Here is a 20,276-nt window from a genome sequence, read left to right on the forward strand (position 1 = left end):
CGACTAATCGGGCGGCCCGTCATATGTGGCGGCAAGCAAAAGCATAGTAGTGGAGGAACGCATGACTTCAGACGTTTCGCGAAGGTCCCTGCTCGCGCTCGGCGCAGGCATCGGCGCAAATCTCCTCGCTCCCGGCCTCATCGGCAGCGCATCGGCCAAGGCACCGAAGCTCGGCACGCAGGCGCCCTACTTCCATCGCTTCATGCTCGGCAGCGCCGAAGTCACCGTTGTCTCCGACGGACCGCTGCCGCTCGGCGATCCCTCCGGCACCTTCGTCGGCGTGCCGAAGGAAGACGTGCAGAAGATGCTGACGGATAATTTCCTCAGCAGCAGCAACGTCGTGCTCGAACAGAACGCGCCGATCGTCAACATGGGTGACAGGCTGATCCTGTTCGATACCGGCATGGGCACGTCACAACTGTTCGGCAACACCACGGGCCGCCTGCAGAAGAGCATGGCCGAAGCGGGTATCAAGCCGGGGGATATCGACGCCGTGGTGTGCTCGCACGCCCATATCGATCATATCGGCGGCATCGTCGATGCCAATGACAAGCCGCTGTTTCCCAACGCGCAGGTCTATCTCAGCGAAGAAGACTTCAAGTTCTGGACCGACGAAGGCAAGCTCGGTTCACCGCTCAAGGATTTCATCGTCCATGCGCGCAAGAACCTGCTGCCGGTGAAAGATCGCCTGGTGTTCTTCAAGGACGGACAGGAGTTCCTGCCGGGCGTCACCGCCATGCATGCGCCTGGCCATACATTCGGCCACCACATGTTCATGATCCAGTCGGACGGAAAGTCCTTCGCGTTCCTCGGCGACCTTACCCATCATCAGGTGCTGTTACTGGAGAAGCCGCGGATGGAGTTCGCCTATGACTCCGATCCGAAGATGGCGGCAGCGACGCGGGTGAAGATGCTCGACATGCTGGCAGCCAACAAGACCGCGGTGATGTCCTATCACTTCGCGTGGCCGGGCTATGGCCATGTGGTCAAATCAGGCGATGGCTTCCGCTATATCGCCGAGCCGATGGTAATGAATCTCTAGCGGAAATCTTGCGACTTTCCTGCGGCGATCTTGAGACAACGACCGCCGCAGACATTCCTGAGCGAACATATCGTCACGCCGCGGATGAGGCATCCCTCGCGCGTCTCTCCGCACCGCGTTTGTAGATTCGGAACGTCCCGCGGCCGGCATCCTTCGCTGCATAGAGCGCCGAGTCGGCCATGGCCGCGAGTTGCGATGACGTGCAATTGTCCGCCAGCGCGATGCCGACCGATGCGCCGACGCGCAACTGTTGCCCGCGATGATCGATCGGCAGGCCCAACTGCGTGACGATGGCGCGCGCTGTCTCGGAGGCTTCCTCAAATTGCGCGTGGGGTCCCAGTAGAACCGCAAATTCATCACCGCCAAGGCGTGCGACCAGCTCGGCGCCCGCGCAAATGTTGCGGATACGATTTGCCACGACAGTGAGACAGGCATCGCCGGCGGCATGGCCGAAGCAGTCATTGACCGGCTTGAATTCATCCAGGTCGATCAGCAACAGCGCGCCGAACGGCTTTGCCTTGCTGGCCGATGCCGCGTCGAACAGCGACAGCCTGGTTTGAAACTGGCCGCGATTGGCAAGCCCGGTCAGCGTATCGAATTCGGCGAGATAGCGATTGCGGTCCGCGAGAATCTTTTCTTCCGTGATGTCCTGCTTCATCCCGAAGATACGCACGGCGACCCCATCGACAGACTCGACGGTAGCCGTGATCCTGATCCAGCGCCGGTTACCTTTGAAGGAGACGATTTCCGCATCGAGGCTGAAGCCAGTGCGATCCTCTATGGCCTTGCTGCGCCGCTTCGTCAGTTCCCTGACGGACTCTTCGGGATAGCAGGCAAGCGCCTGCCCGCGAATCGGCGTCGAACCGCGCGGCAGATCGAAGATGTCGTAGACAACATCGGTCCAGACCAGCGATTCATCGGAGAGGTCGCATTCCCAGACGCCGATTCGCGCGGCGGCAGAGGAGCGATCGAAGATCTTCCGGCTATGCGCCAGCGAAGCAGCCTGTTCGTCGATGATGGCTTGCTGGGCTTCGATCTGTGCCTTCAGCTCGGCGATCAGGACAGCGTCATCCGGAGCGTCCGGCGGCATCGACAAGCGATCTGACATTCTGCGGGCACCCGGTCTTCGTCTCGGAGCTCTTGATAGGATGTTTTGCATGACGTGTTTAAGATTTCCTACGCCGTTGGCCGACTTCAGCCAAAATCGGCATACGTTACCGCTCCACTTCGTTCACTGATTGTTCTTGATATGAAAGCAACCTTAGGTTAGGCTCTCATCTCGAATGAGGGCGGCATGGTTCAACGTGTTTCCACCGTAGCCTTTGAGGGGATCGAGGCCCGCGCGGTCGACGTGCAGGTTCAGGTCGTGCCCGGTCTGCCGAACTTCCTCATCGTTGGCCTGCCCGACAAGGCGGTGTCCGAAGCGCGCGAACGGGTCCGCGCTGCGCTGGTCGCCTCCGGTCTGGCACTGCCGGCGCGGCGGATCATCGTCAATCTCGCACCGGCAGACCTGCCGAAGGAAGGCAGCCATTATGATCTGCCAATTGCGTTGGGACTAATGGCTGCGATCGGCGCAATTCCGCCGGATGCATTGGCAGGCTTCACCGTGCTCGGCGAACTCGGTCTCGATGGCTCGCTCGCGCCGGTGGCCGGCGTGCTGCCCGCTGCCATCGGTGCCAATGCACGCGATGAAGGCCTGATCTGCCCGGCCGCCTGTGGCGCGGAAGCCGCCTGGGCCAGTCCCGATATCCAGATCATCGCGGCGACGTCGCTGATCCAGATCGCCAATCACTTCAAGGGCACGCAGGTTTTGTCGCGACCGCAGCCGAAGATTCATGCGCGCGAGGAGACGCCGCTGGATCTGCGCGACATCAAGGGACAGGAAAGCGCCAAGCGCGCGCTCGAGATTGCTGCCGCCGGCGGCCATCATCTACTGATGGCGGGATCACCAGGTTCCGGCAAATCGATGCTGGCGGCACGGCTGCCATCGATCCTGCCACCGCTATCGCCGGCGGAACTCCTCGAAGTCTCGATGATCGCGTCGGTGGCCGGCGAGATCAAGGACGGCGCACTCACCGCGCGGCGGCCGTTCCGTGCACCGCATCACTCGGCCAGTATGGCGGCACTCACAGGCGGCGGGTTGCGTGCACGACCCGGAGAGATTTCGCTGGCGCATCAAGGCGTGCTGTTTCTCGATGAACTGCCGGAGTTTGATCCGCGCGTGCTGGATTCGCTGCGTGCACCACTGGAAAATGGCGAGGTCGCGGTGTCGCGCGCTAACCACCGTGTCACCTATCCCGCGCGCTTTATGCTTGTCGCAGCAATGAATCCATGCCGTTGCGGCCACGCATTCGAGCCGGGCTTCTCCTGCAAGCGTGGCCGCATCGATCGCTGCACGTCTGACTATCAATCGCGCATCTCCGGCCCCTTGATGGACCGCATCGACCTGCGGATCGAAGTGCCGGCGGTAACCGCGGCAGATCTCATTCTGCCGCCACCGTCGGAAGGTTCCGCCGAAGTCGCGGCGCGCGTCGCTGCTGCACGCGATCTCCAGACCATGCGCTATGCCGCGGCGGGATTGCCAGGCACCCACACCAATGCTTCCGCACCGGCCTCGGTGCTGGAAACCGTGGCACAGCCAGATGCGCAGGGACTGACGCTGCTGCGCGATGCCGCCGAGACGATGCGGCTGACCGCGCGCGGCTATCATCGCGTGCTGCGCGTGGCGCGAACACTGGCGGATCTGGACGGCGCGGAGAAAATCGGGCGGCTGCATCTGGCCGAGGCATTGTCTTACCGCGCGCTGGCGGAAGACGTTCGCCGCGCGGCCTGACGTCTTGTCTTCACCGCTGATGTGGGCGTCAACGCGATAGTAACGAGTTTTGTTTACGCTCTGCTCACCATAATCCCGTGTTACGGGGCCAGGGCGAGTACCGTGTCATGTTGCGTTTCAAGATTTTGGCCTCAACGATCCCTTTGGCGCTGGCGGCTTTTCTTGCCCGCGGCGATCTCGTGACCGGCACGCACCCCTGCATCTCCACCGGTGAGACCACCGTCCAGATCGCCGCCATGCCGTGGCAGGCGCAATCGCACGTCAGCTTCACTGACGATCCCTTGCAGGCAACCGTCCGTGTGCAGATCGTCGATAGCGCCGAGACCGCCGACTTCGTCGTGCTCGACGATGTCGACGCAGCGGAACCCGATGCCTGTCCCGTCACGGCCGCGACGCGCTTCATCGGCATTGCCGACACACCGGCGACGTCTGAGCCCGTCATCTACCTGTCAGAGCAGGGCGACGCCGACTACCGGATCTTCGTGAAGTCACGCAGCTTCACAGTGCGCGATGCGGCAGCATTGATCGTCAGCGCCCACAGTCGCAGCCCGGCGCGGATGGCGGCGGCCAGCCTCTAAAGCACGAATTAACGCTTCATTAATCATGTCTGCGCCGGCAGATTCAAAGCCACGGCCACGCAAGCACTTGGCAACAACATATCCGCATTGTCTCCGACATCCGCGGTCGCCTGATTGCGGGTGTCGTCGCGTGCAATTGCGAGCCTTGATGTGACCAAGCCGGAGTACCGATCTGTGGCGAAGGGTGTATTCCGGATCAAGGTCTACTTCCGCCGCTTCACGCGCCGTTTTCCATGGCTTGCTTTCGTCATCCGCTCCCTCGTGATGTTCTCGGCTGCCTTCGGTGGCGCCTATGGTTTCATCTCAGCTTCGACTTCGAAAGACTCTGGGTACGACCCGCACGCTTTTGCGATCGGCGCCAGCTTCCTGTTCGCGCTGGCCTGTGTCGCCCTGGCAACCATGAGCATCCGCATGCGCTTCATGGGCAAGCGGATGCGCAAACTGACTGCGCATAACGAAGCCCTGGTCGATCGAAACTGGGAATTGAAGGAAGCCGAAGAGCGCGCGCGCAGCTTGTTCGAAGCGCAAGGCGATCTGATCGTGATCCGCAACAACGAAGGCTGCATCACCTTCGTCAACGATGCTTATTGTGCGCTGGCGGAACGATCGCGCGAGATATTGCTCGGAAGCCGTTTCGAGCTCACGCTGCTGGAGCAGGGCGACATCGCCAATGAGTCGAATGGCACCAGCATACACGATCAAAAGATCGCCACAGCGACCGGGCCGCGCTGGATCGCCTGGCGCGAAGGTCTGGTGCGGATCGATGCAGGCCAGCCCGCCGAATTGCAATGCGTCGGCCGCGATGTCACCGACCGTACCCAGACCGAGCGCGCCCTTGGTGAAGCGCGCGATCATGCCAATGCCGCCAACCGCGCCAAGTCACGTTTCCTGGCCATGGCGTCCCATGAAATCCGCACGCCACTGAACGGCATTCTAGGCATGAGCGGCTTGCTGCTCGATACGCCGCTGACGCCCGAACAGATCACTTACGCCAAAGCCGTGAAGACATCCGGCGATGCGCTGCTGTCGCTGATCGAGGAGCTCTTGGATTACTCCAAGATCGAGGCCGGTAAGATCGATCTGGAACATCGGCCCTTTGCACTCGCTGGATTGATCGAGGACATCACGGAATTGCTGGCGCCGCGCGCGCAGGCCCGCAATATCGAGATCGCCGCCTATATCGACGAGCGACTCCCGTTGACGGTCATGGGCGATGCAGCGCGATTACGCCAGGTACTGCTCAATCTCGCCGGCAATGCCATCAAGTTCACAGCGACGGGCGGCGTAGCGCTGATCGTCGAGCCCGGCATCTGGCCGAACGAAATCTCTTTCCTGGTACGCGATACCGGCATCGGCATCGCGCCGGATGCACAGCAGCGCATTTTCCACGAATTCGAACAGGCAGACGAGGGCACTGCGCGCCACTATGGCGGAACCGGTCTTGGCCTCAGCATCAGCGAGCGCATCGTCAAGCGCATGAACGGCCGCATTACACTTGAAAGCAAGCTCGGCGCCGGTTCAACCTTTGGAGTCTTGATCCCGCTTGCCGCATCCGACAGCGGCACCGCGACCTTTGTGGCACCCGATCTCACCGACCTTTCGGTGATGCTGGTGGCGCCGCAAACCATCGAGGCCTCGCTGACGGCCTTGCGACTCGGGCGCTGGGGGGCACAGACCTGCACCGTGTCCGATCTCGCCGTCGCGCAAGCACTGCTGCCTGAGCGTTCGTGGCATGCCGTCATGATCGATCGCGCTCTTGGCGCGGAAGCTTCCGAACGCCTTGCCAACGCTGCGATTTCGCACGCGCTGCGGCGGATCGTCATGTTCACGCCTGCGATGCGTCATGAATTGCAGCCCGCGGCGCCGAGCGCTTTCACCGGCTATCTGGTGAAACCGCTACGTGCTGCCTCGCTCGCTGCGCGCCTGACATTGCAGACCGACTCACCGGCGATCTCCGCCGATGATCTGCAGGAACATGATCTCGTCGCACCGGCATCGGCAGAGGCGACGGCACGCGGCCTTTCGATTCTCGTTGCCGAAGACAATGAGATCAACGCACTGCTGATGCGCTCGCTGCTGACGCGACTTGGCCACAAGCCCGTCGTTACTACCAATGGCGATGAGGCGCTGGAATCTTGGCTCGCCTCCGACGCCGCCGGCACGCCCTATGATCTCGTCCTGATGGATATCCAGATGCCGAAGCTCGACGGCATCGAGACTACCAAACGCATTCGCGCGCGCGAGGCCGGTCAGCGCGTCAGGCGCACGCCGATCCTCGCACTCACTGCAAACGCGCTGGTGGAAGATCGCTACGCCTGTTTCGAGGCCGGCATGGACGGCTTCCTGATGAAGCCGCTGGATCGCGATAAACTCGCCGAAGCCCTCAAGGGACTTGCTACATCGCGGCATATCGCCGCCTAGCTCCACTCTCGCTGTCATACCCCCGCAACACGCCCGTCACACGGCTGTTGAGCGCCCGTGATGTCTGGTGCGGATAGGCCGCATCGATGATTCGCGTGATGCCGCGGCACAAGGCGATTGAGTTGGGGATGGCCATGCACGGCAACGAACTGGTGCGACCGAAGCAGGGTTTCATGCAGATGTTGCGGCCCCAGAACATGAGCGCCGCCGCGCAGACTGCGATCACCTGGTTCAAGCCGCCGCTGCATCTCCATCCCGCCAACGGCATTCCGATCGCCACGAGTACGCTGGGTCGGATGGGCCCGCTCGAAGTTCGCCTCGCGCAGGACAAGCGCGACGTGAAGCGCGCGCAGCGCCTGCGCTATAAGGTATTCTACAAGAACGGCACCGCGATCGCCGACGCGGCCACCATGCTGGCACGCCGTGACAAGGATGCATTCGACAAAATCTGCGATCACCTTCTCGTCGTCGATCACGATGCCAAGCCCACGCTATCAGGCAAACAGCCGGTGGTCGGCACCTATCGCCTGCTACGCCATGAGGCAGCCATGCAGAACGGAGGCTTTTATACCGATAGCGAATTCGATCTGTCGGGGATGATCGAGCGCCATGCGGGTCTGCGCTTTCTCGAACTCGGTCGCTCCTGCGTGCTGCCGCGCTACCGCAACAAGCGCACCGTCGAATTGCTGTGGCAGGGCATCTGGAGCTATGTGCGACAGAACAAGTTTGACGTCATGATCGGTTGCGCCAGCTTTGAAGGCACCGATCCGGATCGTCTGGCATTGCCGCTGTCGTTCCTGCACCACAATGCGCGCGCGCCCGAAGCCTGGCGCGCCCGCGCGCATCCGTCGCGCTATGTCGAAATGAACCGGATGGCCGCCGATGCCATCGACACCAAGGCGGCGCTCCGTGCGCTGCCACCGCTGATCAAGGGCTATCTTCGCATCGGCGCCATGATTGGCGATGGCGCCGTGATCGATCATCAGTTCGGCACCACCGATGTCCTGATCGTGATGCCGGTGACCTCGATCGGCGCCCGCTATATCGAGCACTTCAGCACGGACGCCTCACGCCACGCGGCGTAATCGCCTACAGCCGACGCAGCGCGACGTTCTCCACCACGTGGTCCGCGCCCTTTTTCAGGATCAGCGTCGCGCGCGGGCGCGTCGGCAGGATATTGTCTTCGAGGTTGGCCAGATTGGTGCGCTCCCAGATCGCCAGCGCCGTCGCCGTCGCTTCTTCGTCCGACAGCAGCGCGTAGCGATTGAAATAGGATCGCGGATCGTGGAATGCGGTGTCGCGCAGCGCCAGGAAGCGACGCACATACCAGTCGCGCAGCACTGGTTCATCGGCGTCGATATAGACCGAGAAATCGAAGAAGTCGGACACCACAGGCACCGCCTTGCCGTCACGCGGCAAGCGGCCGGTTTGCAACACGTTGACGCCTTCGACGATCAGGATGTCGGGCTGGTCGACCTCGACCCACTTGTTTGGAACCACGTCGTAAGTGAGATGCGAATACACCGGCGCGCGGACGGCGTTGCGGCCGGCTTTGATGTCACTGAGAAACTGCAGCAGCGTCGGCAGATCGTAGCTTTCGGGAAAGCCCTTCTTCTGCATGATACCTTCGCGCTCGAGCACCGCATTCGGATAGAGAAAGCCGTCGGTGGTGACGAGATCGACTTTCGGGCGCGGCGACCACCTTGCGAGCAGTGCCTGCAGCACGCGGGCGGTGGTCGACTTGCCGACAGCCACCGACCCGGCGACGCCGATGATATACGGCATCTTGCGATCCTCGATGCCGAGGAATTTGCGCTGCGCGTAGTACAGACGTTGCGTCGCCGTGACATAGATCGAGAGCAGGCGGGACAGCGGGAGATAGATTTCTTCGACCTCGCGCAGGTCAAGGCGATCATACATCGAACGCAGGGCGGCGATCTCGCCGGCCTCCAGCGTCATCGGCGTATCGTCGCGCAGTTTGGCCCACTGCTCGCGCGAAAAGTTCCGATAGGGATTGTATTGTTGGTCTGCCCGCATATCCATGAAGCGGTCCCCGTGTTGATCTATGTTGCTACTCGCTCTTGCGCGAAGCCTTCTCTTCAAGTCCGGACATATTGGTGCGCAGTCCGAGCGCAGTCTCGACTTCCTGGATCGTCACGCCGCGCGCCTTCAGCAGCACGAGCAGATGAAACAGCAGGTCGGCACTTTCATTGATCAGATTGGTGCGATCGTTCTCGACCGCCGCGATCACTGTCTCGACGGCCTCTTCGCCGAATTTCTTGGCGCAATGCTCGGCGCCCTTGTCGAGCAGCTTGCGGGTATAGGACGCGTCGCCACCCGCCGCCGCGCGGGCGTCGATGGTGTCGGCGAGATCGTGAAGCGTAAAAGCCATTTCGGCGCCTTGTTGGCTGGGCAGCGCGAACTCCTGCCAGACTTTGACTTACGGGTCGAGTGACTAGGGGTCGAGCCGCATCGGCAGCCCGGCCCGGACCATATGATCCTTGGCCTCGCGAATGGTAAATTCCCCGAAGTGAAAAATCGAGGCCGCCAGCACCGCAGTGGCGTGGCCGCTCCTGATACCTTCAACCAGATGGTCGAGATTACCGACGCCCCCCGAGGCGATGACCGGTACGCCGACGCTGTCGGCGATGGCCCGGGTCAGTTCGATATCGAAGCCGGAGCGGGTGCCGTCGCGGTCCATCGAAGTGAGCAGGATTTCACCGGCACCGAGTGACACGACTTCCTGGGCAAATTCGATAGCATCGATGCCGGTCGACTTGCGACCGCCATGGGTAAATATCTCCCAGCGCGAGCCGGACCGTTTGGCGTCGATGGCGACCACGATGCACTGGTCGCCGAATTTCTCGGCGGCTTCCTTGACGAACTGCTTGTTAGCGACTGCCGCAGAGTTGATCGAGACCTTGTCAGCACCAGCGCGTAACAACGTCTTGATATCGTCCACCGTCCGCACACCACCACCGACCGTCAGCGGCATGAAGCAGGCTTCGGCGGTCCGACGCACCACATCCATCATGGTACCGCGGTTTTCGTGGGTGGCGTTGATGTCGAGGAAAGTGAGTTCGTCGGCGCCAGCGGCATCATAGGCGATCGCCGCCTCGACGGGATCGCCGGCATCGCGCAGGTCGACGAAGTTGACGCCCTTGACCACACGTCCGTCCTTGACGTCGAGGCAGGGAATCACGCGCACCTTGAACATACCAGCTCCTATGCCGCCCGTGACTGCTTGATCAAAGCGAGCGCTTCCGCCGGATCGAGCCGACCGTCATAGAGCGCACGGCCGGAGATCGCGCCTTCGAGTTTCCTGGCACGCGGCTCCAGCATCGCTTTCACGTCCTCTATGGAAGCAAAGCCGCCCGAGGCGATGACGGGAATCGAGATCGCGTTGGCGAGTTCGATGGTGGCATCGAGATTAAGCCCCTTGAGCAAACCGTCGCGCGCGATGTCGGTGAAGATAATGGCGGCGACGCCGGCATCTTCAAAGCGTTGCGCGATTTCCAGCGCGGTGACGGTCGAGGTCTCTGCCCAGCCTTCGACTGCGACCTTTCCAGCGCGGGCGTCGAGGCCGACGGCAACCTTGCCTGGAAATTTCTTCGCGGCTTCCTTCACCAAAGCGGGATCGCGCACCGCGGCGGTACCGATGATCACGCGGGTAATGCCCTTGGAGAGCCAGGCCTCCACCGTCTTGAGATCACGAATGCCACCACCGAGCTGCACCGGCATCTTGACGGTCGCGAGCATCGACTCCACAGCCTGCGCATTTATCGGCTTGCCGGCAAAGGCACCGTCGAGATCGACGACATGGAGATATTCGAAGCCCTGCGTCTCGAAGTCGCGCGCCTGTGCGGCGGGATCGAGGTTGAACACAGTGGCGCGCGCCATGTCGCCCTGTTCGAGGCGAACGCACTGGCCGTTTTTCAGATCGATGGCAGGAAAGAGAATCACGGCTTCCACTTCAGAAAGTTCGAAATCAGGGCCAAGCCAAAGCGCTGGCTCTTTTCGGGATGAAATTGCGTACCGATCGCGGTGTCCTTGCCGACGATGGCGGTGATGGGACCGCCGTAGTCAGCGCGCGCCAGAACGTCGGCTTCGTTAGCGGCATTCAGGTGATAGGAGTGCACGAAATAGGCGTGACGGCCCTTCGGCCCGAGCGGCAGGCGCTCCAGCACGGCGTGCTCACGCACCATATCGAGCGTGTTCCAGCCCATATGCGGGATTTTCAGGTTTTCTTCACGCGGCTTGATCTTCTCGACATCGCCGGCGATCCAGCCCAGCCCGTCGGTCGTGACGTGCTCTTTGCCCCTGGTCGCCATCAACTGCATGCCGACGCAGATGCCGAAAAAGGGTCTGGCCTTGTCGCGCACCGCTTCGGTCATGGCCTCGACCATGCCATCCAGCGCGTCGAGTCCCCGACGGCAGTCGGCGAACGCACCGACGCCGGGCAGCACGATGCGATCGGCACGGAACACTGTTTCGGGGTCGCGCGTGACGATGATTTTCTCGGGCACGTCCATGCTGCGCGCAGCGCGCTCGAACGCCTTCGCGGCCGAGTGAAGATTGCCGGAGCCGTAATCGATAATGGCAACGCTCACCGTGTCACTCCCGGTTGCGGGAATAACCCGATGATGTCGTTTTGTGCCGGAGACGGCGGGCGCGAGAATGCTTGGCCGGGCACGTGACGGGTCGGCGGCGGACCGCCGCGATCGCTCGCCCACTGGTCGTTGACGGCGTTGTGCTGCGCGGTCCAGCGATCGAAGAAGCGACGTTCGGCAGCATCCTTGTTATCCGCGACGACCACATCGAGCTGACGCCACTTACCGCGCGACAGAGTCCAGCGTCGCAGGCTGGCGGCCTCGAAGCCCATCAGCAGCGCGAACAACAGCATCACGACGAAACGGGCGCCGATATTGACCTGCAGCATCGACAGCGCGACTTCGCCCGCAACCGACAACACGACATAGCCGAGCAGCGCCCACCAAAGGCGGTGATAGATCAGCCAGATCAGTCCGGCGACGAAGGCCCAGAAATGGAATCCATCGCGCACGAACTCAAACCTGTCCGTCGCTGAAAACGGCTCAGGGTCGGCACCGCGAGGTGCGTGAACTGTGTAGACCGGCATGGCAAACTCCGCCCGGAACCGTAGAGGCGATCAGCCGCCGAGCTGACCCTTGGTGGATGGCACTTCGCCGGCATTGCGCGGATCGATGGCAACGGCCGTCCGCAACGCCCGCGCCAGACCCTTGATGCAGGATTCGGCGATGTGATGGCTGTTCTCGCCATATAGGGTTTCGACGTGCAAAGTCACGCCCGCCTGCATCGTGAAGGCGTTGAACCATTCGCGCACCAGCTCGGTATCGAACTCGCCGATCTTCTGGGTCGGGAAGGCGGACTTGAACACCAGCACCGGCCGCCCGGAAATATCCAGCGCCACCCGGGTCAGGGTTTCGTCCATCGGCATGTAGACCGAGGCATAGCGGGTGATCCCGGCCATGTCGCCGAGCGCCTGCTTGACCGCCTGGCCGAGCGCAATGCCGACATCCTCGGTGGTGTGGTGGTAATCGACGTGGAGGTCGCCGACCGCCTTGACGGTGATGTCGATGCGGGAATGGCGAGCGAGCAGATCGAGCATATGGTCGAAGAAGCCAATTCCGGTGGTCGATTTGGACACGCCGGTGCCGTCGAGGTTCACGGAGACCTCGATATCGGTTTCCTTGGTCTTGCGCTTGATTGTCGCCGTGCGCATGAAAACGCCTCTCCGCCTGCTGAAAACGCGTCCTTTTAACAGGGAGATGACACCTTCGCTACCGCGGGAGAGCCGATTCCGGACCGATCTTTCCGCCTATGGTGACCGGAATCCGCGCTGATCGGCCTCATGAGCCGGATTTGCAACGGCCGGCGTCCGTGCCTAGATCAGGCACTCAAGAGGGCTCCAAAGGGTCAATATGAACGCATCTTATTCCGCCTCCCACGATAACCAGTCCCCGGTCTGGCACGGCACCACCATCCTGACCGTCCGGAAGGGCGGTAAAGTTGTGATCGGCGGCGACGGCCAGGTCTCGATCGGCCAAACGGTCATCAAATCCAACGCCAAAAAGGTCCGTAAACTGGGCAAGGGCGACGTGATCGGCGGCTTTGCCGGCGCCACTGCGGACGCCTTCACTCTGTTCGAGCGACTGGAAGCCAAACTGGAGCAGTATCCTGGCCAATTGACCCGGGCCGCCGTCGAACTCGCCAAGGACTGGCGCACCGACCGGTATCTGCGCCGGCTGGAAGCCATGATGATCGTCGCCGACAAGGACGTCTCGCTGGTGCTCACCGGCACCGGCGACGTGCTGGAGCCGGAAGCCGGAGTGATGGCCATTGGCTCGGGCGGCAATTACGCGCTGGCAGCGGCAAGGGCGCTGGTCGATACCGATCAGGATGCCGAGACCATCGTGCGCAAGTCGCTCGATATCGCCGCCGACATCTGCGTCTACACCAACCGCAACGTGACGCTGGAAATGCTGGAGGCATGACCGTCGCGGGTCACGATACCCGCGCGCCGTCCGTCACCGGTCTCACGGTCAAGCAGGGCGCCCTAATTGCGGTCGGCCTGCTCGCACTGCAGGCCGCACTTCTTTACGCCATGGGCCGACTGCCTATCTGCGCTTGCGGCTATGTAAAGCTCTGGCATGGCGTGGTGCTGAGTTCGGAGAACTCGCAGCACCTCACCGACTGGTACACGTTCTCGCACATCATTCATGGCTTTCTGTTTTACGCCGCCACCTGGCTGCTGTTTCCACGTCTGTCCTGGATCGCACGCCTGATCATTGCGATGCTCATCGAAGGCGGCTGGGAGCTGCTGGAAAATTCGAGCTGGATCATCGAGCGTTACCGCGCCGGAACGGTGTCGCTGGATTATTTCGGCGACAGCATCGTCAACTCGCTGGCCGACACGCTGTCGATGATCGCCGGCTTCATTCTTGCCCGGAAGCTACCGGTCACTGCTACAGTCGCGATTGCGCTTTTGTTCGAGGTTCTGGTCGGGCTGCACATTCGCGACAATCTCACTTTGAACGTGATCATGCTGATTCATCCATTTGAAGCGATCCGCACCTGGCAGGCCGGGCCATCCATTATCTGATCCGCTTGTCCCAACGCCCTTCTCAACCTACGTAGAGTGACATGACTGACTTTTCTCCCCGCGAAATTGTAAGCGAACTCGACCGGTTCATCGTCGGCCAGCACGATGCCAAACGCGCGGTCTCGATCGCGCTGCGCAATCGCTGGCGGCGCCTGCAGCTAACCGGGTCGCTGCGCGAGGAAGTATTACCGAAGAACATTCTGATGATCGGGCCCACCGGCGTCGGCAAGACCGAGATCGCACGCCGTCTGGCGAAGCTCGCCGGCGCGCCATTCATCAAGGTCGAGGCCACCAAGTTCACCGAGGTCGGCTATGTCGGCCGCGACGTCGAGCAGATCATCCGCGACCTCGTCGAGGTCGCGATCTCGCTGACCCGCGAGCGCAAGCGCAAGGATGTTCAGGCTCGGGCTCAGCTCGCCGCTGAGGATCGCGTGGTCGATGCGCTGGTCGGCGCCACCGCGAGCGCGGCTACGAAAGAGTCGTTCCGCAAAAAACTTCGTACCGGCGAACTCAACGACAAGGAAATCGAGATCGAGGTGCAGTCGTCCGGCGGCCCGTCGATGTTCGAAATCCCGGGGATGCCCGGCGCGCAGATGGGCACAATCTCGATTGGCGATATTTTCGGCAAGATGGGCAAGGGCACCAAGACCCGCCGCCTGCGCGTGGAAGATGCGCATGAACCGCTGGTGAATGAGGAAGCCGACAAACTGCTCGACAGCGATGCGCTGGTGCAGGAGGCGATTTCGGTCGTCGAAAACAATGGCATCGTGTTTCTCGACGAGATCGACAAGATCTGCGTGCGCGACGGTCGCAGCGGCGGCGAAGTCTCGCGCGAAGGCGTTCAGCGCGATCTCTTGCCGCTGATCGAAGGGACGACAGTGTCCACCAAGCACGGCGCAGTGAAGACCGACCACATCCTGTTCATCGCCTCCGGTGCATTCCATATTGCCAAGCCGAGCGACCTCTTGCCGGAATTGCAGGGCCGTCTGCCGATCCGCGTCGAGCTCAATGCGCTGACCCGTGATGACATGCGCCGCATTCTCACCGAGCCGGAGGCGTCGCTGATCAAGCAGTATGTGGCGTTGCTGCAGACCGAAGGCGTTACGCTGGAATTCGCCGACGATGCCATCGATGCGCTGGCGGATGTTGCCGTCGCCGTGAACTCAACCGTCGAAAACATTGGCGCGCGGCGTCTGCAGACGGTGATGGAGCGCGTGCTCGACGAGATCTCCTTCGCGGCTCCGGATCGCAATGGCGAGACCATCCGCGTCGATGCGGCCTATGTGCAGAAGCATGTTGGCGATCTCGCGAAGAATTCGGATCTGAGCCGGTTTATTTTGTAGTTCGCCAATCTCGTCGTTCCCCGCCACTCCGATTGGAGTGGCTGAGGGCGCGCTCTTGCGCGAACCCAGAACCTCGTGCGGCCCAATTACAGCGAGATTCTCCGCCACTCCAATTGGAGTAGCTGAGGTCTGCACTTCAGTCGGCTCCGCCGCCTTAGCTGCATCCCGGAATGACGAGTTTGTGGCTACCTTGCCCGCCTGATCCGCACATACAGCGCACCGGCCCCGCCATGCCCGATATGCGCTTCCTCGAATCCCACCACCAAAGAACGAAACTCCGGCAGCCCTAGCCACAACGGCACCTGGCGACGGAGAATGCCGCGTTCTGCCTCAGGACCCACTGTGCGGCCCTTGCCGGTGATCACCAGAACGAAAGTCATGCCATCATGACTGGCCCGATGCAGAAAGGCAGACAGAGCACCGTGCGCGCGCGTCTGCGTCATCCCGTGCAGATCGATGCGGGCATCGATTTCTTTCCGACCGCGAGACAGTTGCGAGCGCTCGCGCCGGCCGATCGGCGCCAAAGGCGGCGCTGGTGGCGGAGATGGTTTTGATGTTTGAACAGGTATCGCGGACGCCAACGGCTTGCGCGACACTGGGGGCTTTGCTGCGACCGGCACGTCTTCCGTTACGGTTTGCACTTTCGCGACGCGCGGCTTCTTACGCAGCGGCTTGATCTGCTTGGCGACGCTGTCCCACAATGCATGCTCCTCCTCGCTCAGTACGCGGCGACGGCGTGGAGCAGGCGGATCGGGTAATTGCGGTGGACGTGAACGCTTCATTGCCAGGGGAAACGGAAGAGTGACTGCGGCTGCTTCGGTGTACGACGGTACACGCGGTGCCGGGATTTGGCACGCTTCGCCTTCGCTTCAGTTTTTACCTCCGTCTTTACTTCACTTTTTACCTGGGGCTTTACCTCAGGCGCGACTGCAGGCCGCGCTTCCGGCAACGGCACTGTCGTTGCCGCTGGTCGAGGCATCGCCGGGGTGGGCACGACCGCAGCCGGTCTCGCGACCGGCAATGGCGCTGTCACGGCCGACACCGTGGGCTTTACTGCCACGGCATCCGGCTTTGCTGCAGCCTTGTTATCTATCGCGGAAGTTTCGACCTTCGGTGCTTCGGCAGGCTTCGGCGCGGTCTGCGGAAATAGCTTTGCTATCTCGGCCGATGGCCGCGCGTCGGGGAGTGGCATGTGATGGCCACGCCTGGAGGGATCGAGACTCTTCGGCACCAGCATCACGAAACGCGCGGCGTTTTTCATGCGGCCGGCAACTTTGCCTGCTTCGGCGCCGGCTCCGAAATACAGATCAGCACGTGCCGGACCGATGATGGCCGAGCCGGTGTCCTGCGCAACCATGAGGCGTCGAAACGGCGTCTTTGCCATGTCGGACTCGATCGGCAGATCGCCTTCGATGAAGAACGGCGTGCCATAGACATGCAGTGACTTGTCGACGGCGATGGAGCGGCCAGGCGTCAGCGGCACGCCTTGCGCACCGACGGCTTCGTCCTTGTCGGACAGCTGCACCTCACGGAAGAACACATAGGATCGATTCTGCCGACGCAGTTCGCTCGCAGCGTCCGGGTTCTCTTCCATATATTGCCGGATACGCTGCATCGACATCTGCTCACGCGGAATAATGCCGCGATCGATCAGCACGCGGCCGACCGGCGTGTAGCGATAGCCATTATGGGCATCGTAATTGATCCGCACCGTGCCGCCGTCTTCGAGGCGCACGCGTGCCGAGCCCTGAATCTGCGTGAACAGCAGATCGGTCTGGCTCTTCAGCCAGACGATTTCGAGCCCGCGCCCGGCGATGGCGCCATCCTCGATCTGGCCGCGATCGTAATAGGGTACGAGCTTACGGCGGCCGATCTTGCGAAACACATCGCCGCCATTCGGCATGCTGGCGGATGACTGGCTATAGCCGCGCACGAACAGATTCGAGGGCCGACGATATACCGGAACGGTATAGACGTCGGTCTTCGTACGGGAGCCGTCAATCACCGGCTCGTAGTAACCGGTAACGAAACCTTCGGGTTCGCCGAGACGCGAGATTCGCAGCGGCAGGAAATGCTCTTCGAAGAAAGCGCGGGCCTTGGCGCCATCGGAAATATCGGCGCTCCTGGCTGCACGGCAGGGATCACGGAGCGTCGCGCCGAGCGCCTTCGAATCAGTTGGCGGATTGCGTTGAGCAACGATCGGCTTGCAGCTTGTACGAAACGCCTGGAAGGCGAGGAGGTGATCGTCCTCGCGCCAACCGGCAATATCGGCAAAGGCAACGGGTTCATACTGGCTGCCGGTGAATTCGAACGGCCATTCCCGCGGTGGATTATGCCGCGGGACATACACAAATTTTGCGGGATCGTTCTTGACGTGCTCGGCGTGACGCCGAAGTCGTGCGTCCGCTGAGACAGGAACCAACGCAGCAGCTATCACGCACAGCGCGGCAAGCCGGCCGAGCCTGGCAGCGTTACTGCACGCTGCCGGTGCCAACCAGCTTCCAGTTCGGATCGCGCGAGGTGATATCGCGAGCAAAGGTCCAGACGTCGGTGATGTCACTGACCTTATCGGCATTACCGTCGACCACCGCGCCGGTCTTGTCGCGCGTCACCGAGATCATCTGCGAGACGAAACGCACAGTGAGCTGGGCCGCGCGATCGCGCACTTCGGCGCCGACCAGCTCGGCCTTGTCGATCGATACGAAACGGGTCTCGGTCTTCTGCTCGTTCTTCTCGCGGTCCTTGATGACCGCGTCGAAGCTGTCGAACACTTCAGACGACAACAGATCCTTCAGCGATCGGCGATCGCCATTGGCAAAGGCCAGCACGATCATCTCGTAGGCGCCCTTGGCGCCGGTGAGAAAATGACGCGGATCGAACGACGAATCCTGTTCCACGATGGCATCGAGACCGGTCGCGAGGGGCGTTCCCGGTTCGGTAATGCCCTTCCAGCGCTCGGCGGGAGAAACGTCCGCAGCGGGGGCCGGCGCTGCCTGGTCGACGGGACCACCGGGCATCGGCACGACGTTGCCTTCGGGCGGCAAAACATCACGCGCAGCATGGTCGAAGGGCGGACGCTCCCCGCCGGTGCGCTGTCCGAGCACGTTGCGCAGGCGGATGAAAATGAAGACCGCCAGTGCCAGGAAGATGATGGTGTAAATGTCCACGTCTTATTGCTTTCTGATCGGTGCCGGGCATGCCCGGCGGAAGACTATGCCGCCCATCGCGGTTCTGAAATCGGCTCCCGCAAGGTCGGGAGATCGCGTCACGGGCCAGCCTGCCTCATGTAGACATGAAACTAAGCCCAGCCAATGGCGCGCCATCGTGTCGGGCTGCGGCAAAGCGGCCTTCGCGCCGGCAGCCTCGACCGCTTCTATAAATTCTAGCGTGTTTGTCCGACCGAGGAAATCGGATCCGGCGAGGAAAACCCGCACTTTCAGTCATTTAACGCGAATTCGGGACGAATATGACCGGTTTTGCGCCTGCATGTCCAAGTGGTGGATCAAACCAGCGATTTTCTAGCGTCCAAGTTGTGGCGGGGCATCCTTGTGGAGTGCCGCAGGCCTATGATAGCCACTCGCCGCGATCACCTCATTCGACCGTTCGTGCGGAGGCCCGCGACGAACCGGTTCCACCCGCCCGGCAGCGCTTCAGGAGAACTTTCGATGGCAAACGGCAACGGTACCCCTCCGGAGCAGTCCCCCCCCCAACTCAATGTACTGGCGCAGTACACCAAGGATCTCTCCTTCGAGAATCCGAACGCGCCGGCCTCGCTGGCACCGCAGGCCCAGCAGCCAAACATCAACATCCAGATCAATGTCGGCGCCAACAATCTCTCCGAGAGCGAATATGAAGTGACGCTGTCGGTCGAGGGCAAGGCCGAGAACGCCGGCTCGGTGATGTTCTCGTTCGAGCTGGCCTATGCCGGCGTGTTCCGCATCGTCAACGTGCCGCAGGAAAACCTGCACCCGCTGATCATGATCGAATGCCCGCGCCTACTGTTCCCGTTTGCGCGCGAGATCATCGCCACTGCAGTGCGCGATGGCGGCTTCCCGCCGCTGATGCTCGATCCGGTGGATTTCGTCGGTCTGTATCGCCAGAACATGGAACGCCAGGCTCAGGTCGAGGCTGGCAAGTCGAACTAAGTTCAGCGGTTTAACTAACCAGTTTACGTCATGGCCGGGCTTGTCCCGGCCATTTTCGTTTTACGAAGCCGGTCCCAGAAATTCATTCCAGATCGCCTTTTCGCCCATGGTCGCGACAAAGGCGCGGTGTTCGGTGCGATCAGCTTCGGTCACGCGCGGGGCAAGCGCGATCTCGCGCTGGCGGCGCGGGGCATCATTGATGCTACCGGTGCGCTGCGCAGGCGCTTCATCGGCCAGGATCAGTTGCGACTGCCGGGCACCGATGAGGTCGATATAGACTTCCGCCAGCAATTCGGAGTCGAGCAGCGCGCCATGCTTGGTGCGTCGGGAATTATCGATCGCATAGCGGGCGCAGAGATCGTCGAGCTTGTTCGACACACCGGGATGCTTGCGGCGCGCCAGCAGCAGCGTATCGACAAGACGGTCGCGTGGCACTGGCGGGCGCTTGATGCGGTCGAGTTCGGCATTGATGAAGCCGAGATCGAACATGCCGTTATGAATGACCAGCGGTGAATCGCCGATAAAGGCCATGAAGTCGTCGACCACTTCGTGGAACAGCGGCTTGGTCGAGAGAAACTCGGCAGACAGACCGTGTACGTTGAACGCTTCCTGAGGCATGTCGCGCTCGGGATTCACGTAGACATGGAAGGTCTGGCCGGTCGGCATCCGGTTGAAGATTTCGAGGCAACCGATTTCCACCAACCGATCGCCCCGGAGGGGATCGAGGCCGGTGGTTTCGGTATCCATGACGATTTCGCGCATCGTTGTCAGCC

Annotated in this window: 21 protein-coding genes; 9 read left to right on the forward strand and 12 right to left on the reverse strand. The window is 61.7% G+C overall.

The features are described from left to right. Positions 1 to 61: 61 nt before the first annotated feature. Positions 62 to 1,042 (forward strand): MBL fold metallo-hydrolase, encoded by a 981-nt coding sequence (locus tag CIW50_RS01955; protein WP_149529606.1) that lies wholly within the window; start codon positions 62 to 64, stop codon positions 1,040 to 1,042. Between the two features lie 73 nt (positions 1,043 to 1,115). Here the strand turns inward: CIW50_RS01955 and CIW50_RS01960 are convergent, their stop codons facing one another. Further along, positions 1,116 to 2,150: a diguanylate cyclase domain-containing protein gene (locus CIW50_RS01960; RefSeq protein ID WP_246664100.1), complete on the reverse strand. Its 1,035-nt coding sequence runs from the start codon at positions 2,148 to 2,150 to the stop codon at positions 1,116 to 1,118. Between the two features lie 186 nt (positions 2,151 to 2,336). Here CIW50_RS01960 and CIW50_RS01965 point away from each other — a divergent pair, with 186 nt between their 5' ends. The 4 genes from CIW50_RS01965 to olsB all read left to right on the forward strand — a co-directional run bounded on the left by CIW50_RS01965 (position 2,337) and on the right by olsB (position 7,959). Next, complete coding sequence (locus tag CIW50_RS01965) at positions 2,337 to 3,875, forward strand: YifB family Mg chelatase-like AAA ATPase (protein WP_149529608.1); 1,539 nt, start codon at positions 2,337 to 2,339, stop codon at positions 3,873 to 3,875. A gap of 107 nt (positions 3,876 to 3,982) precedes the next feature. Further along, on the forward strand, positions 3,983 to 4,453 hold the full coding sequence (locus CIW50_RS01970; RefSeq protein WP_149529609.1) for a hypothetical protein: 471 nt from the start codon (positions 3,983 to 3,985) through the stop codon (positions 4,451 to 4,453). Positions 4,454 to 4,627: 174 nt separating this feature from the next. Continuing rightward, the gene (locus CIW50_RS01975; RefSeq protein WP_246664101.1) at positions 4,628 to 6,874 is read left to right on the forward strand and encodes a response regulator; all 2,247 of its coding nucleotides are present in this window, start codon (positions 4,628 to 4,630) and stop codon (positions 6,872 to 6,874) included. Between the two features lie 134 nt (positions 6,875 to 7,008). Then, complete coding sequence (gene olsB / locus CIW50_RS01980) at positions 7,009 to 7,959, forward strand: l-ornithine N(alpha)-acyltransferase (protein ID WP_149530364.1); 951 nt, start codon at positions 7,009 to 7,011, stop codon at positions 7,957 to 7,959. 4 nt (positions 7,960 to 7,963) lie between these two features. On the opposite strand, the gene coaA is transcribed toward olsB, so the two are convergent. From coaA to hisB, 7 genes are all read right to left on the reverse strand, one after another. Then, positions 7,964 to 8,917: a type I pantothenate kinase gene (gene coaA, locus CIW50_RS01985; protein WP_089263094.1), complete on the reverse strand. Its 954-nt coding sequence runs from the start codon at positions 8,915 to 8,917 to the stop codon at positions 7,964 to 7,966. A gap of 28 nt (positions 8,918 to 8,945) precedes the next feature. Beyond that, complete coding sequence (locus CIW50_RS01990) at positions 8,946 to 9,266, reverse strand: phosphoribosyl-ATP diphosphatase (protein ID WP_116659658.1); 321 nt, start codon at positions 9,264 to 9,266, stop codon at positions 8,946 to 8,948. A 63-nt stretch (positions 9,267 to 9,329) separates the two neighbouring features. Continuing rightward, a complete protein-coding gene (gene hisF / locus CIW50_RS01995) occupies positions 9,330 to 10,091 on the reverse strand; it encodes an imidazole glycerol phosphate synthase subunit HisF (protein ID WP_149529610.1) in 762 nt (253 codons plus the stop codon). 8 nt (positions 10,092 to 10,099) lie between these two features. After that, positions 10,100 to 10,837, reverse strand: coding sequence for a 1-(5-phosphoribosyl)-5-[(5-phosphoribosylamino)methylideneamino]imidazole-4-carboxamide isomerase (hisA, locus tag CIW50_RS02000; protein ID WP_149529611.1), 738 nt, complete (start codon positions 10,835 to 10,837; stop codon positions 10,100 to 10,102). Next, positions 10,834 to 11,484, reverse strand: a complete 651-nt coding sequence (gene hisH / locus CIW50_RS02005; RefSeq protein ID WP_149529612.1) for an imidazole glycerol phosphate synthase subunit HisH — start codon at positions 11,482 to 11,484, stop codon at positions 10,834 to 10,836. The genes hisA and hisH overlap by 4 nt, the downstream gene beginning before the upstream one ends. Continuing rightward, positions 11,481 to 12,011, reverse strand: coding sequence for a DUF2628 domain-containing protein (locus CIW50_RS02010; RefSeq protein ID WP_149529613.1), 531 nt, complete (start codon positions 12,009 to 12,011; stop codon positions 11,481 to 11,483). The genes hisH and CIW50_RS02010 overlap by 4 nt, the downstream gene beginning before the upstream one ends. A 30-nt stretch (positions 12,012 to 12,041) precedes the next feature. Beyond that, entirely contained in the window at positions 12,042 to 12,635 is a 594-nt protein-coding gene (gene hisB, locus CIW50_RS02015; protein ID WP_149529614.1) for an imidazoleglycerol-phosphate dehydratase HisB, read from the reverse strand. Between the two features lie 199 nt (positions 12,636 to 12,834). Here hisB and hslV point away from each other — a divergent pair, with 199 nt between their 5' ends. The 3 genes from hslV to hslU are packed head-to-tail and all read left to right on the forward strand — an operon-like array spanning position 12,835 to position 15,358. Continuing rightward, a complete protein-coding gene (gene hslV / locus CIW50_RS02020) occupies positions 12,835 to 13,407 on the forward strand; it encodes an ATP-dependent protease subunit HslV (protein WP_149529615.1) in 573 nt (190 codons plus the stop codon). Further along, positions 13,404 to 14,015 carry a DUF2585 domain-containing protein gene (locus CIW50_RS02025; RefSeq protein ID WP_149529616.1) on the forward strand — a complete coding sequence of 204 codons (612 nt, stop codon included), beginning with the start codon at positions 13,404 to 13,406 and terminating at the stop codon, positions 14,013 to 14,015. Before hslV ends, CIW50_RS02025 begins: the two co-directional genes overlap by 4 nt. A 41-nt stretch (positions 14,016 to 14,056) precedes the next feature. Next, positions 14,057 to 15,358, forward strand: a complete 1,302-nt coding sequence (gene hslU / locus CIW50_RS02030; RefSeq protein WP_149529617.1) for an ATP-dependent protease ATPase subunit HslU — start codon at positions 14,057 to 14,059, stop codon at positions 15,356 to 15,358. Positions 15,359 to 15,543: 185 nt separating this feature from the next. On the opposite strand, the gene CIW50_RS02035 is transcribed toward hslU, so the two are convergent. Genes CIW50_RS02035 through CIW50_RS02045 form a run of 3 tightly spaced genes read right to left on the reverse strand, consistent with a single transcriptional unit; the run spans position 15,544 to position 18,525 of the window. Continuing rightward, positions 15,544 to 16,140 carry a Smr/MutS family protein gene (locus CIW50_RS02035; protein ID WP_149529618.1) on the reverse strand — a complete coding sequence of 199 codons (597 nt, stop codon included), beginning with the start codon at positions 16,138 to 16,140 and terminating at the stop codon, positions 15,544 to 15,546. After that, positions 16,137 to 17,933: a murein transglycosylase A gene (mltA, locus tag CIW50_RS02040; protein WP_149529619.1), complete on the reverse strand. Its 1,797-nt coding sequence runs from the start codon at positions 17,931 to 17,933 to the stop codon at positions 16,137 to 16,139. Before mltA ends, CIW50_RS02035 begins: the two co-directional genes overlap by 4 nt. Then, positions 17,830 to 18,525 (reverse strand): Tim44/TimA family putative adaptor protein, encoded by a 696-nt coding sequence (locus CIW50_RS02045; protein ID WP_149529620.1) that lies wholly within the window; start codon positions 18,523 to 18,525, stop codon positions 17,830 to 17,832. Before CIW50_RS02045 ends, mltA begins: the two co-directional genes overlap by 104 nt. Before the next feature lie 498 nt (positions 18,526 to 19,023). Here CIW50_RS02045 and secB point away from each other — a divergent pair, with 498 nt between their 5' ends. Further along, complete coding sequence (gene secB / locus CIW50_RS02050) at positions 19,024 to 19,503, forward strand: protein-export chaperone SecB (protein ID WP_149529621.1); 480 nt, start codon at positions 19,024 to 19,026, stop codon at positions 19,501 to 19,503. A gap of 60 nt (positions 19,504 to 19,563) precedes the next feature. Here secB and dnaQ read toward each other — a convergent pair whose 3' ends face one another. Further along, positions 19,564 to 20,265, reverse strand: coding sequence for a DNA polymerase III subunit epsilon (gene dnaQ, locus CIW50_RS02055; protein WP_149529622.1), 702 nt, complete (start codon positions 20,263 to 20,265; stop codon positions 19,564 to 19,566). Positions 20,266 to 20,276 lie beyond the last annotated feature (11 nt).

It is taken from the genome of Tardiphaga sp. P9-11 (assembly GCF_008329525.1).
Taxonomy (GTDB): Bacteria; Pseudomonadota; Alphaproteobacteria; order Rhizobiales; family Xanthobacteraceae; genus Tardiphaga.

What these genes read in the sequence shown, in the direction of transcription:
- CIW50_RS01955 (WP_149529606.1), top strand. Translation starts at nt 62, where the DNA reads ATGACTTCAGACGTTTCGCGAAGGTCCCTGCTCGCGCTCGGCGCAGGC.
- CIW50_RS01960 (WP_246664100.1), bottom strand. Translation starts at nt 2,150, where the DNA reads ATGTCAGATCGCTTGTCGATGCCGCCGGACGCTCCGGATGACGCTGTC.
- CIW50_RS01965 (WP_149529608.1), top strand. Translation starts at nt 2,337, where the DNA reads ATGGTTCAACGTGTTTCCACCGTAGCCTTTGAGGGGATCGAGGCCCGC.
- CIW50_RS01970 (WP_149529609.1), top strand. Translation starts at nt 3,983, where the DNA reads ATGTTGCGTTTCAAGATTTTGGCCTCAACGATCCCTTTGGCGCTGGCG.
- olsB (WP_149530364.1), top strand. Translation starts at nt 7,009, where the DNA reads ATGCACGGCAACGAACTGGTGCGACCGAAGCAGGGTTTCATGCAGATG.
- coaA (WP_089263094.1), bottom strand. Translation starts at nt 8,917, where the DNA reads ATGGATATGCGGGCAGACCAACAATACAATCCCTATCGGAACTTTTCG.
- CIW50_RS01990 (WP_116659658.1), bottom strand. Translation starts at nt 9,266, where the DNA reads ATGGCTTTTACGCTTCACGATCTCGCCGACACCATCGACGCCCGCGCG.
- hisF (WP_149529610.1), bottom strand. Translation starts at nt 10,091, where the DNA reads ATGTTCAAGGTGCGCGTGATTCCCTGCCTCGACGTCAAGGACGGACGT.
- CIW50_RS02010 (WP_149529613.1), bottom strand. Translation starts at nt 12,011, where the DNA reads ATGCCGGTCTACACAGTTCACGCACCTCGCGGTGCCGACCCTGAGCCG.
- hisB (WP_149529614.1), bottom strand. Translation starts at nt 12,635, where the DNA reads ATGCGCACGGCGACAATCAAGCGCAAGACCAAGGAAACCGATATCGAG.
- hslV (WP_149529615.1), top strand. Translation starts at nt 12,835, where the DNA reads ATGAACGCATCTTATTCCGCCTCCCACGATAACCAGTCCCCGGTCTGG.
- CIW50_RS02025 (WP_149529616.1), top strand. Translation starts at nt 13,404, where the DNA reads ATGACCGTCGCGGGTCACGATACCCGCGCGCCGTCCGTCACCGGTCTC.
- hslU (WP_149529617.1), top strand. Translation starts at nt 14,057, where the DNA reads ATGACTGACTTTTCTCCCCGCGAAATTGTAAGCGAACTCGACCGGTTC.
- CIW50_RS02035 (WP_149529618.1), bottom strand. Translation starts at nt 16,140, where the DNA reads ATGAAGCGTTCACGTCCACCGCAATTACCCGATCCGCCTGCTCCACGC.
- mltA (WP_149529619.1), bottom strand. Translation starts at nt 17,933, where the DNA reads ATGCCGATAAGGTCAGTGACATCACCGACGTCTGGACCTTTGCTCGCG.
- secB (WP_149529621.1), top strand. Translation starts at nt 19,024, where the DNA reads ATGGCAAACGGCAACGGTACCCCTCCGGAGCAGTCCCCCCCCCAACTC.
- dnaQ (WP_149529622.1), bottom strand. Translation starts at nt 20,265, where the DNA reads ATGCGCGAAATCGTCATGGATACCGAAACCACCGGCCTCGATCCCCTC.